General features: G+C 43.6%; 8 protein-coding genes. 2 read left to right on the top strand and 6 right to left on the bottom strand.

The window, feature by feature from the left end:
* Positions 1-59: 59 nt before the first annotated feature.
* Entirely contained in the window at positions 60-1919 is a 1860-nt protein-coding gene (locus tag AC5JM2_RS32555) for an FG-GAP-like repeat-containing protein (protein ID WP_495839803.1), read from the top strand.
* 102 nt (positions 1920-2021) lie between these two features.
* Here the strand turns inward: AC5JM2_RS32555 and AC5JM2_RS32550 are convergent, their stop codons facing one another.
* The 6 genes from AC5JM2_RS32550 to AC5JM2_RS32525 all read right to left on the bottom strand — a co-directional run bounded on the left by AC5JM2_RS32550 (position 2022) and on the right by AC5JM2_RS32525 (position 10247).
* A complete protein-coding gene (locus tag AC5JM2_RS32550) occupies positions 2022-2567 on the bottom strand; it encodes a DUF2085 domain-containing protein (RefSeq protein ID WP_495839801.1) in 546 nt (181 codons plus the stop codon).
* Positions 2568-2918: 351 nt separating this feature from the next.
* Positions 2919-5030: a bifunctional arginine dihydrolase/ornithine cyclodeaminase gene (gene argZ / locus AC5JM2_RS32545; RefSeq protein ID WP_495839799.1), complete on the bottom strand. Its 2112-nt coding sequence runs from the start codon at positions 5028-5030 to the stop codon at positions 2919-2921.
* A 588-nt stretch (positions 5031-5618) separates the two neighbouring features.
* Positions 5619-6635 carry a class I SAM-dependent methyltransferase gene (locus AC5JM2_RS32540; protein WP_495839797.1) on the bottom strand — a complete coding sequence of 339 codons (1017 nt, stop codon included), beginning with the start codon at positions 6633-6635 and terminating at the stop codon, positions 5619-5621.
* 112 nt (positions 6636-6747) lie between these two features.
* Positions 6748-7503: an ABC transporter ATP-binding protein gene (locus tag AC5JM2_RS32535; protein WP_244838653.1), complete on the bottom strand. Its 756-nt coding sequence runs from the start codon at positions 7501-7503 to the stop codon at positions 6748-6750.
* 121 nt (positions 7504-7624) lie between these two features.
* Positions 7625-8812 carry an FtsX-like permease family protein gene (locus AC5JM2_RS32530; protein WP_495839794.1) on the bottom strand — a complete coding sequence of 396 codons (1188 nt, stop codon included), beginning with the start codon at positions 8810-8812 and terminating at the stop codon, positions 7625-7627.
* A gap of 190 nt (positions 8813-9002) precedes the next feature.
* Positions 9003-10247: a glycosyltransferase gene (locus tag AC5JM2_RS32525; protein ID WP_495839792.1), complete on the bottom strand. Its 1245-nt coding sequence runs from the start codon at positions 10245-10247 to the stop codon at positions 9003-9005.
* Between the two features lie 115 nt (positions 10248-10362).
* On the opposite strand from AC5JM2_RS32525, the gene shc reads away from it, so the two are divergent.
* Complete coding sequence (gene shc, locus AC5JM2_RS32520) at positions 10363-12279, top strand: squalene--hopene cyclase (RefSeq protein ID WP_495839790.1); 1917 nt, start codon at positions 10363-10365, stop codon at positions 12277-12279.
* Positions 12280-12823 lie beyond the last annotated feature (544 nt).

The raw sequence follows: 12823 nt of genomic DNA, 5'->3' as shown, positions 1-12823 counted from the left end.
TTACTATGTAGTCAACCCAAATCTTTTCCAAAATACTTTTTCTTAACAAAGGATGAGCCATGGTACAGACTTTAAACGTTTCTGGAACAACCAACTATACGGCTGCCGCTACTCCCCAAATTGTTGCCGCCAATTTAACTATTTCTGACGCCGATAATGGCAATTTAAATGGTGTATCGGTCATTATCAACTCTAATTTCAACAAAGATCAAGACCAGCTTGGGATTAACGGACAGAACGGTACCACTGGCACTATCAATGGTCTGAACTGGAACTACAACACAACAACAGGGATTTTAAGCATAACTGGCGCAGCTTCCAGCAGTGCTTACCAGGATGCACTGCGCCAAGTTACTTACAGTAATACCAGTAACACCCCCACTACAGCAGCGCGTGGTATTGAATTTACTCTGGGAACAACCTTAGGAAGTGCAGATAACAACCACTTCTACGAGTTTGTCTCGGCTCCCAATATTACCTGGACGGATGCTCAGTCTGCAGCTGCTAGTCGTAACTACTTGGGACTCAAAGGTTACCTAGGAACTATCACCTCTGACAAAGAAGAAAACTTCATCCAAGGCAAACTTCAAGGAAACGGCTGGATAGGGGGTAGTGATGCTGCCACTGAGGGAGACTGGCGTTGGGTGACAGGACCAGAGGCTGGAACCGCGTTTTGGAGTGGAGGTGCAGATGGTAGTGCAGTTAATGGTCAATACAGCGACTGGGCATTTGGTGAACCGAACAACCTTAATGGCATCGAAAAATACGCCCACGTTATTGGTAACTCCGCCATTGGTTCAGATAAACAAGGTAAATGGAATGACCTTTCCGACGTTGTCGAAAGTGGAGAGTATATACCTCAGGGTTATATCGTAGAGTATGGTGGCTCACAAGGCGATCCAACTTTACAACTGACTGGTAGCGTCACTGTTAATGTGAGTGGGAATGCTTCAGCTAATGCGAAAAATCCCGCTAAACTTGATTTCACTGGGGACGGCAAACCAGATATTCTGTGGCGCAACTACAAAACTGATGAGACTGCTATTTGGCAGCTTGATGGTACTACATTCAAACAAGCGACTGCATTTGAGCCAACCAAAAATACTGCCTGGAGAATCCAAGGTCAAGCAGATTTCACAGGCGATGGCAAAACAGACATTCTGTGGCGCAACTATGCTACTGGCGAGAACGGTATCTGGGGGTTGAATGGTACTACTATACAAAAGCTAACTTTTCTTGACCCAGAGGCTCAGCTGAGTTGGGAAGTCAAAGGTCTGTCAGATTTCACAGGTGATGGCAAAACAGACATTCTGTGGCGCAACAAGACCACAGGTGAAAATGCAATTTGGGGGTTGAACGCTGATGCTAGCGGTAATACTGTTGTAGGAGCTAAGGTGGTGCTGGAAGCACTTCCCGATACAAATTGGGAAATCAAAGGTCTAGCAGATTTTACAGGTGATGGCAAAGACGAAATTCTCTGGCGCAATAAGAGTACTGGTGAAAATCAAATCTGGCAGTTGAATGGTACTACTGTACAACAGAAGACCCCACTGCCTACACTTACAGATACTGGTTGGGATGTTGCGGGTGAGGCAGACTTTACAGGTGATGGCAAAACAGACATCTTGTGGCGTAACTACAAAACAGGTGAGAATGCTGTTTGGGAGATGGATGGTACTACTCAGAAACAGGCGATCGCGCTCAACAAACTAGATATTGGTTGGCAAGTCGCAGGACTGGCAGACTTTACAAACGATGGTAAGGTTGACATTCTCTGGCGCAACTCTGGTACTGATGAGACTGCTATTTGGCAGATGAATGGTACTAACTTAGCACAGGCGAGCGCACTCCCCAAAACTGGTAGTCCTGCCTGGGAAATCAGCTTCCCAACTTCCTTCCCCGCTGGAACGGTTGGATAAGAGTAAATTGACTGTGTGATTCAATTCGTTTGCAGGCGTGGTAAATGTGGTGAGCGTTTACCACGCCTACGAGTTTTTATTTTTGAACAAATTCGCTTATTGTCACGCCCCAAACTCCTGATGAATACGTGTTCGCCGCCACTCGTGTAATATTGGCATAGTAAATAAACCCCACGCCAAACCAGTGATTAACCCAAAAGGTGTAACAACGTAATTATCAAAACTCCACCAACCCAAAACCTCTGCTGCCAATTCCAGTGGATAAGCCATCATTAATACACTAGCAAGCGCCGCACCACTCCAACCATACTGACTTAACCAGTAAAAACCTTTCCCACCTGTAACTCCATATAACAGACGCGTTATCAACAACCCTATTACAGTACCGTAACAACGCATACAGACAGCCATAATATACGGTGGTGACAATGCTACGCCCATATCCGGCTGCGGACATACATGAATGCCCATGAAATAAATAATATTCGCAATTACGGGTAACATCGGCAACCCAGACGCGGCAAGAAATGGAGCTACAAGTGGTCCTACCACCATCCCTGCTAATAAAAAATCAGCAATGGCACTCACCCAACGAATTTGAAAGTGCTGAGTAGAAGAACTTCTTTTGAAAACTAATCCTGGCAACATTTCTTTCTTCTTTCGTTTTTCCTTGGCGTCCTTTGCACGCCAGTTGCTACAAGTCGGCAAAGCCGGATGCCAGATACCTACGGAGGGTTTCCCTCCTGCAGTACTGGCTCAACGGACAAGTGCCTCAAGTCGGGAAACCCTTTCGGCAGTCGCTCATGGGGAGCCAGTGCGTTGCGGGGGTTCCCCCCGTTGTAGCACCTGGCGTGGAAACCCCCAAGACCGCGCTGCCTCACCCCGGCACTGTCCTCCCCAACGCACTAGCTCGTCTATGTTCTGCGGACACGCTTTGCTAAGGCGGTTCATTTTTTAAACACAAGGTGGGCAATGCCGCCCACCCTACTTTCTACTTTCTTAACTCACTTTAGCAGTATAGGGACTAGTTAACTTCTGCAATTGCTGTAGCAACAAACTCAGGAACAACCCAACATCTGTCACCACACCAACTGATTCTATAGAACCTCTGTCACTCAACTTTGTCACCACAGCTGGATTAATATCCACACAAACCATCTTCACGCCAGCCGGAGTCATATTCCCCACACCTATTGAGTGCAGCATACTCGACAGCATCAAAATCATATCTGCACCTTTGAGCAGTCGGGCGTATTCGGTTTGGGCTTTGATCAAATTCATCTCGGTATCGGGCAAAGGACCATCATCGCGAATCGAGCCAGCCAGACAGAATGGAACTCCATTACGGACGCATTCATACATGACACCACTCTGAATGATCCCAGCCTCAACAGCTTTGGCAATACTACCATAACGGCGAATGGTATTAATGACTTTTAAGTGATGGCGGTGTCCACCGCGTACAGCCACACCCCGTTTCATATCCACACCGAGAGAAGTTCCCATCATCGCTTGCTCAATGTCGTGGATGGCGATCGCATTTCCACCCAGTAGCGCCTGCACATATCCTTCTCTAATCAGTTGTGCCAGATGTTCACCGCCTCCAGTGTGAATCACCACAGGTCCGGCTGTGACAACTACTTTACCACCACCATCCCTGATTTTACGTAATTCCCATGCCACTTGTTCAACGACGAGTTCCACGCGTCGCTCGCTGGAAACTCCCGAGGACATAAAGCTGAATTCTTCAGCATTACGTTTTTCCCGTGATTCGGGTTTCCGGATGGTGCGAATACCTAGCACATCCACAACGACTTCTTCGCCGACTTCAACGTCGCGTAGTAGTTTACACTGTGCTACTACACCTTTGGGTGTCCGAGTGATGGCGATCGCCCCATCCATTCGCTGATTCTCTACCTTCACCCATTCACCGTTAATCCGCACTTCGGTGGGATAAATCGTGCTTACGTAAAAATCATCAGGAGCTACCCCTGCTTGAGTTACCGGCTCCAACTTAACATCGCGCTCATCTTGAGGCAAGTCTACCGCACCCAAATCAATCAGATGGGATATGATGCTTTCCATCACCTCATGGGAAGGCGCTGATACCTTTACCTTAGCTGCTGATGTACTTTGCCGCTGTTCTCCCAATGAGAAATTCAGCACTTGGAAACTACCGCCGTTATCGACAATTAAATCCAAAGCGCGGTTAATCAACCCAGAGTCAAGCAAGTGTCCTTCTAGGGTAAAAACGCGACTCTCCACCCACACACTGGCGTGAAGTTCTTCCCGTACTGGTTCAGTTACTCGTAGCGTCAAGCATTTAGCCGCACCACCAGCTTTGAGAAATTCCGTCAGTGGTGTTTCAATAACTCGAAAACCAACTTCTGCAAGGCGTGCTTTCAGTGGTTCGCTCGCCTTATTCATCACAACAATGCTCTCAATATTCACCGCATTGCAGGCAAAGTTTACCGCATCAGCTTCTGTAATCGCTATCCGCTTTTCTTGTGATACCCGCATTTCAATTAAGCGGTTGGAGTAGGAATCAAACGCAGGTGGATAGTATAGCAGATAACCATTAGCCAGCGGACAGAAGCAAGTATCTAGGTGATAGAAACGATCATCAATCAGTCGCAACGACAACACCTCAATATCCAGCCATTTTGCCAGGTAAGGGTGAGAATCTAATTCTGTCCGGAAACCGTATCCAGCCCAAAGCCAGCGTCCTTCCCGATCCAGCAGTGCGTCTCCTGCACCTTCAAAAGGTAAATCTTTTGGCAATTCGTGGACAGTGTAACCGTTATCTTCAAACCACTGGTTGAAATAAGGTTCTTCACCCTGACGCTCTTTGTGTAAAAAACGACTCAGTACAACTGTTTTCCCTAGTACCAAACCAGCATTTGCCGTAAACACCATATCGGGCCAGCCTTTCTGGGGTGGTACTATGTCAACAATTGCGTGTTCTTTGAGGATGTGATGCAGTTTGTCCCACTGTTCTACGGCACGCTCTTGCGATGACTTGTGAATATTCCCTTCCATCCAAGGGTTAATCACATAGTCTACATCGTAGTAATGAGGAGGACAGATTAAAAAGCGAATCTGGGAAGTCATATGGTTAGATGCAGTTAGCCTTTATTTAATACAATTTTTTACGTTATGTCGTGTATATTTTAATGCTCTGTTGTTTTATTTTAGATTAAGTTTCTGTATTTTTCTAAAAGCTGACAGGAAGACTAATCTCTATTCTATATCGCACAGGCAAAGAGGCATCGAGAAACTATGATTTTCTCATAGATTAGAAGATTTCCACGTTGACAGAATTTCACTTATGTAGTTTCTATGACTGAATTGGAGAACTTTACTTCTATTGCCTCACCACGTAATATGTTTTTGCTTTTGTTTCTTGACAGATTCAGAGGATGTCTGAGAAGTCTAAAATGTCATGCTGAACGGAGCGATAGCGTAGTGTAGACACGTTTGCGCTTGCTTGACTGCCCTGCGGGCACGCTACGCTAACAGAATGACAAAATATATCTTGCTTAATCTTTTCAGACATCCTCTCAGCGCTTACCCATCAAAGTGCACATTTATTTGTGAAAGGAGTGAACACACAACACTTAAAAGTCTAGAAGGACTCTTGAGTTTTAACTCTTGACAGCCTTAATCCAAACAAGTGCAATATATACGCGTATCAGCTTGCTATTCCTTTTGAACTAAAAAGGTATTTGACATTTCTTTGTATCGCAACCCAGTACACCCATCTTCTATAACTTCAAGGAGTTTACCACCTTCTTGTCTAATTGCTTTGAACACTTGATTTTGTGGGAGTACATGCATTTCAACCTCACCTCTTTTGGCTTTTCCTGAGAGATACTCTTGTAGGGAGAATTCGTAACCCAGTTTGTATGTCGGCACCTGAAACAGTGCAACTCCGTTTGGGTTGAGTGCCTTAATCAATTGTCGAATGATAAATTGAATAATCGGAGGAGGATTATGTTGTAAGACGATAACAGAGTATATAAAATCCACTTTCGGGAGGCATTCTACATCATTTAATTTCTCTATTTGATGCAAGAATATGTTTTGAATGTTTTTGCTATCAACATGTTGTTTGGCGATTTGCAGGTGTTCTTGCGATATGTCATATCCATATACAATATCAAAGACTTTAGCTAACCATTGAGTGATACGACCAACACCGCACCCATATTCTAAGCAAGACTTGAGAAGCGTAAAATCTATCTGATTTCTTTCGAGTGTCTCAAGGATTCGACTTACGTCATGTTCTCCACTTTCATAGAAATCCGCTATGGTGTTTGTGTTTTGAATATTCGCTTGTAAAAATTTATCTGATGTTAGCACAGACCAATAAGGTTCTGTTTTACCAAGGTGTTGCCAAGAGTCTTGGATGTGTTTGAAGAGAATTTGTAGTTCAGCTTCAGATGAGATTTCTTCAATCTTCATTTCTGGTTCATTGCCTGATAATGCTGTTGACAAATAGGATGGATTCTTCATCTTGAACTCATCAGATTGTATAAAGTCTTGTCTAAGATCTTTCCTATTTTTCAACCTAGCCATTTTTTCCAAAATGATTTTTTCATCTTCTGGATCTCTATCGAGAAAAAGACGATAACCCCAAAGAACTGCTTCTCGGCTAATAACTGGTACTTCTTGCTTATTTGTAAATTTCTTTAAGGCTTGGAATAGGTTGTGCATAAATCACCCTGGAAGATGTGTATCGGCAACCTAAATATAATATTCAACGGTACCATCTTATTAGTATTTTTGTACCAATATTCCTGGTAGGATAAGAGGGATTTTTTGTTTATTACTTTAGTACTCCATCTTCCATATGCGCTACTCGGTCAGCTAAATCTAAAATCCGGGGATCATGAGTCACAATGAGTACTGTGCAACCTTGTTCTTTTGCTAGTCCACGCAGTAACTCCATAACCAAATGTCCGCTGTGGGAGTCTAAAGCAGCCGTTGGTTCATCCGCCATAATGATCTGTGGAGAACCAGTTAAGGCACGGGCGATCGCCACTCTTTGTTTTTGTCCTCCTGACAAATCACGCGGAAGCAGCTTTGCTTTATCAGCCAGTCCAACTTGTTCCAACAAAGCTTGGGCTTCCTTGCGTGCTGATCTTCCACGAATCCCTTTAACGTTCAAGGCTGCTTCTACATTCTCAATCGCCGTTAGTGCTGGAAACAAGTTAAAATCTTGAAAAATAAAACCAATGTTCTGTCTTCGGAACTTAGCTAGTTGAGTTCGAGACATTCTCGTAATTTCTTGCCCAAGTAAATAAACATTCCCCGCCGTTGGAGTCAACAGTCCCGCTAAAATAGATAGCAAGGTTGTTTTCCCTGAACCAGAAGGCCCCATCAAAATTTCTATATCACCTTTTTGGATCTCCCAGTAAACTTTTTTCAAGATTTGAAGGCGCTGTTGTTTGGAATTAATAACCATTCCCACATTTTTGGCAATTATTGCCCCTCTTGTGGTGAAATTCATTTGATATTTGCTCTGAGCAAACTTATCAAATTTCTTTTTATAATCAGCCATCTCCTCAAATTCTTTGGTCATATATAGTTTTTAATTATTAGTTGATATTTGTTGAGTGCTTTTGAGTAGACTTTAAACTTACTATTATGATTTTGTCATAATTAACACTAAGTTTTGGTAAAGTTAATAAGTACCAATAAAACTATCCTTTAAAGACAATTGCTGGATCAACGCGTGTAACTTTTTGAATGGCAAAAACAGCGGAACCAACGCACATCAAGACTGTAATTCCGAAAACAATGACTGCTGATACTGGTGTTATTAAAATGACAATTCCTTGTGTTGTTGATGTCCAAGCCGCTACTCCTACGCAAAGAGCAATTCCTGGTAAATAGCCTAAAATTGCCATCCAGATTGCTTGCTCAATAATCACATTATAAATAAACCAATCAGATGCCCCCATTGCTTTGAGGGTGCCAAATTCTTTTATGTGATCTGTGACAGAAGCGTAAAGAATCTGACTTACCACAACTGCCCCAACAACAACACCAACCACCGCACCAAGACCGAGAATAAATCCAATTCCAGAGCGAACCTGCCAATATTCCTGTGTGATTTTAGATATTTCTTGGCGAGTGTAAGCACGGGTATCTGGCAAAGCCTGTTCTAAATCTCGCTTGAGTTTGGCGATGTTTTGACCTCGTTTTGCCTTAACCAAAACAAAGCTTATTTGGTCTGTTGATACTGGTTTCTTTGCAGAGGAACCCACGTTATTTGGAGAAGCCGTTGTCTGAGTTCCATAATTTCTATAAGTATTGGCAGTCTCTAAAGAGGTGAATATTAAAGTACCAAAGACAATTGATTGAGTCCCTTGAGTGAAACCCACTAACTTTGCTGGAATATTGTTAATTTCTCCTACTTCGCCCAACCTTTTGAGATCAATAGAATCCAGGTTAGTTTTGTCAATCATGAAACGAAACGATTGCTTCAAGTCATTCAAACGACCTTCAACAATATTTGCTCGGTCAAATAACATCCCCTGTGGATCTGCACCAACCAGCGTAATAGAACTAATCTTGTCTGTTGCAAGTTCATGCCAAAGTCCACCATCAATAATCACAGCTTCAGCTTTGTCTACACCTTTGACTTTGCGCGCCTTAGTGACTCGTTCGTAGGGAATTGGTAGAGTTAGCCCCAAATGCTGCATATTTTTTGAAGACACCCAAATATCAGCACGGGATTGATCGATTAACTGAGTAGAAGAACGAGCAAATCCATATTGAAGACCTGTTTGAATGGTGACTAGGCTAACAGCAAATAAAATTCCCGCCTGCGCCACCAAAAAGCGAGGAATATCTTCGAGTAAATTCTTACGAGCAATTGAAGCCATAAAACTTAATAGGGAATTGTTAAGTAGGTCAGTACAAATAAAGTTAACAAAGTAGTGGTCGTTATTAGTTATGAGTGAGACAAGCTGCGGCTTTGAGGATTTCCCTCTTGCCGGATCTGGCTCTCCCGATAGCCGTGAGGCGTAGCGTCAGCCATAGGATCATTAGTTGTTCTACTAATGACTAATTGGGCTAACTACCACTATTCGTTTTAGAATATACTCTTCCTTTCCAAGTTCCTCCTCGCTTTTGCCAATGACGCACAGCTGAATCTATAGTCATAAGCGTATATAGGAGCGCAATTCCTGGAAGACAGAGTGCGAACCAGGGTGAACACCCATAAAATCGGATCGTAGGCAAGTAAGCGCAACTCATAAGTAGCCAGCTTAATAAGCCAACACACGCGACAAGCCAAGTTCCGGTGAGCAAACCGAAGATTGCACTAACAGGTGGAACTATGTAGACAAGTATCATCCCGATGACTGCTAAAATTAACAGCCCTAAAGAATAATGTAACTGTGTAAAAGCCGTTCGGGCTACCATGTCCCAAACTGTTGACAGCGACGGATAAGATCGCAAGCTGTGAGTTGAGTCGTCCAGTCCTAGCCATATTTTGTGAGATGAAGCAGATGAGGAGGAAACGGGGCTTTTAGCAGGGAGCAGGGGAAGTTGAGTAAAACGGCTAGACTTGACTGCTTGCCCTAAGGCACAATCATCAATGAGTGCATTGCGGACGACTTGAATACCACCAATCCGAGTTAAAGCTTTACTAGCAATTAAAATACAACCACCAGCGGCGGCAGCTGTTGACTTTGTAGAATCATTCACCCAGGGGAAGGGGTAAAGTTTTTGAAAGAAAAAGACAAATGCTGGAATGAGGAATTTTTCCCAAAAACTTTCACACCTCAGCAGCACCATCAGAGAAACAAGCTCTAAATTCTCTTGTTGCGCTTTTGTTACCAAAAAGCGGAGATTTTGAGCATCATGTTCAATATCGGCATCTGTCAGAAGAACATAGTCTGGTGGCTGTGTCAGGGTTTGTACATATTCGATACCTTGGTGTAGCGCCCATAATTTGCCCGTCCAGTCAGGAGGCAAAGGTTGTCCAGAAAGAACGTGTAATTGCTGAGTTTTGTTTAATTCCTGGGCAACTCCAGAGGCAATATTTGCTGTTCCATCAGTACTGTTATCGTCTACCAAAACGACAGTGAAAGAACCAGGATAGTTTTGGGTAAGAAGCGATCGCAAAGTCACAGGAAGTAATTCCGCCTCATTTCTAGCAGGAACTACGGCACAAATGGCAGGGAACTTTTGTAAATCTGTTTCCTGTCTTGATAATCGTTGGTTACAGCGCCAAAATTGACCCCAAAAGCCTAGTAATATCACCCAAATTACCAAGGATACAATAGAAAGCCATAGTCCAATTTCGCCGATCATTGTGTTTTGTTTTCTTCACATAGAAAACACATTACAATGTCACGATTAGAGAAGCAAAGATTTTTCTTGTTACAGCTAACAAGAAGCAGATGTGGTTGAGGAGTAACGGAAACGGATGCAAATTCAAGATAAACAGACAGTTTCCCGTGTCAAGGATGCGATCGCCAAAAATCAGAACTATCTTCTTTCCATTCAATATCCTGATGGATACTGGTGGGCGGAGTTAGAATCTAATGTTACCATCACTGCTGAGGTTGTCCTCCTTCATAAAATTTGGGGAACAGACCAAGAAAGACCATTACACAAAGTTGAAACATACCTACGTTCTCAACAACGGGATCACGGAGGATGGGAACTTTTCTACGGTGATGGAGGAGAACTGAGCACTTCGGTTGAAGCATACATGGCGCTGAAGTTGCTTGGTGTACCACAAACAGATGCCGCAATGGTAAAGGCGCGGAAGTTTATTTTAGAACGCGGTGGTATCAGTAAAACTCGCATTTTCACTAAGTTACACCTAGCCCTGATTGGATGCTACAGCTGGCAAGGCATTCCTTCTTTGCCACCTTGGGTGATGTTGTTGCCCGATAATTTTGTGTTTAACATTTACGAAATGTCAAGCTGGGCAAGGTCAAGTACTGTTCCTTTACTGATTGTTATTGACCGTAAACCTGTTTTTGTGACTGATCCCGCTATCACCTTGGACGAACTGTATGCCGAAGGTATCGAGCAAGCCCGGTATGAGTTGCCCAGCAATGGTGATTGGACAGATTTATTTATTACTCTCGATAAGACTTTTAAGTTAGCAGAAACTCTGAATCTTGTTCCTTTTCGCGAAGAAGGTATTCAAGCTGCAGAGCGTTGGATTTTAGAACGGCAAGAAGCAACGGGCGATTGGGGTGGTATTATTCCCGCCATGCTGAATTCACTGCTAGCTTTGCGCGCTCTGGATTATAACCCAGCCGACCCCATTGTAGAGCGAGGACTACGAGCAGTTGACAACTTTGCCATAGAAACTGCTGATACCTACACAGTGCAGCCTTGTATTTCCCCTGTATGGGATACTGGGTGGGCAATGCGAGCTTTGGTAGAGTCAGGTTTGGCACCAGATCATCCAGCTGTGGTTCGGGCTGGAGAATGGTTGTTGAGCAAGCAGATTCTGGACTACGGTGATTGGGCGATGAAAAATAAAAAAGGAAAACCGGGGGCTTGGGCGTTTGAGTTTGACAACCGCTTTTATCCGGATGTAGACGACACTGCTGTTGTTGTCATGGCTCTCAATGAGGTGAAACTGCCGAATGAAAAATTAAAGCAAGCGGCGATCGCCCGTGCTGTCAACTGGACTGCATCTATGCAGTGTCAGCCCGGAGGTTGGGCAGCATTTGATTTGGACAATAATCAGGAGTGGCTCAACCTGCTTCCCTATGCTGACCTCAAAGCCATGATTGACCCAAACACCGCTGATGTCACCGCTAGAGTTTTAGAAATGTTAGGCAGTGGCAATTTGTCAATAGATACACGTAACCAAGAACGGGCAATTAGCTATCTCATACGCGAGCAAGAAACTGAAGGTTGCTGGTTTGGTCGCTGGGGAGTAAATTACATCTATGGAACCAGTGGAGTACTTTCAGCTTTGTCGTTAATTGCGCCAGAAAAGACGCAAGTCAGTATAGAACGGGGTGCTGCTTGGTTAGTTGGGTGTCAAAACTCAGATGGTGGCTGGGGCGAAACTTGTCGCAGCTACAATGATCCAGCCCTTAAAGGACAAGGTCCTAGTACTGCTTCTCAAACAGCTTGGGCAATATTAGGTTTAATAGCAGCAGGTCAAGCAACTAGCAAGTTTGCTAAGCTTGCCATTGAGCGAGGAATTAGCTACCTGTTGGAAACTCAGCAATCTGATGGGACTTGGTACGAGGCAGATTTCACAGGGACGGGGTTTCCTTGTCATTTTTATCTGAAGTATCACCTCTATCAACAATATTTTCCTTTATTAGCTCTGGGTCGTTATCAAGCGATATCAGAGTTGTGGTGAGAAGCTGGGTTACGAAACATCAAAATTAAGTATTGGGGATGCGATGGGGCAAAGCACCCATTCACCCCCTTTTTTAGGAGGTCAACTCAGACGTTCTGATTTTATCAGCACCGCATCTGTTTTCTTTATGGCAAAATAAAAAAACCCCCTTAGCTCGCGGGCTGGGGGAAAGGGCTGTAGTGAATCTAGGCACTAAACTGCCTAATGATTATATAAATACCAGTGAGATTAACTTATGCAGTTGGAAATGTTCCCAAAACCTTATCCAGATGTAATTATTGATCGAGATTTTAGACTAATTTTGAGCATAAAACGTTAAAATCTTTACATATAAGGAGTTTTTGGAGAATTACCTCATTTGATAATTAAGTGAAGGTCGCGAAGCTCAAAAGCCTTATAGAGACTAGAATTGGGAGAATATTATCAATTTTTTGTCTAATTTTTAGTTGATCCATAAAGTTTATTCATCAAGACTCGATTGCAAGTCATCACCAACGAAACGCCGCATTTCTTCTACACCCCTACACCCCTATACCCCTACACC

This window comes from Brasilonema angustatum (assembly GCF_059505445.1).
Note: the sequence above shows the minus strand (reverse complement) of the source record. Positions and strands in the feature narration are given on the sequence as shown.

What these genes read in the sequence shown, in the direction of transcription:
- AC5JM2_RS32555 (WP_495839803.1), top strand. Translation starts at nt 60, where the DNA reads ATGGTACAGACTTTAAACGTTTCTGGAACAACCAACTATACGGCTGCC.
- AC5JM2_RS32550 (WP_495839801.1), bottom strand. Translation starts at nt 2,567, where the DNA reads ATGTTGCCAGGATTAGTTTTCAAAAGAAGTTCTTCTACTCAGCACTTT.
- argZ (WP_495839799.1), bottom strand. Translation starts at nt 5,030, where the DNA reads ATGACTTCCCAGATTCGCTTTTTAATCTGTCCTCCTCATTACTACGAT.
- AC5JM2_RS32540 (WP_495839797.1), bottom strand. Translation starts at nt 6,635, where the DNA reads ATGCACAACCTATTCCAAGCCTTAAAGAAATTTACAAATAAGCAAGAA.
- AC5JM2_RS32535 (WP_244838653.1), bottom strand. Translation starts at nt 7,503, where the DNA reads ATGACCAAAGAATTTGAGGAGATGGCTGATTATAAAAAGAAATTTGAT.
- AC5JM2_RS32530 (WP_495839794.1), bottom strand. Translation starts at nt 8,812, where the DNA reads ATGGCTTCAATTGCTCGTAAGAATTTACTCGAAGATATTCCTCGCTTT.
- AC5JM2_RS32525 (WP_495839792.1), bottom strand. Translation starts at nt 10,247, where the DNA reads ATGATCGGCGAAATTGGACTATGGCTTTCTATTGTATCCTTGGTAATT.
- shc (WP_495839790.1), top strand. Translation starts at nt 10,363, where the DNA reads ATGCAAATTCAAGATAAACAGACAGTTTCCCGTGTCAAGGATGCGATC.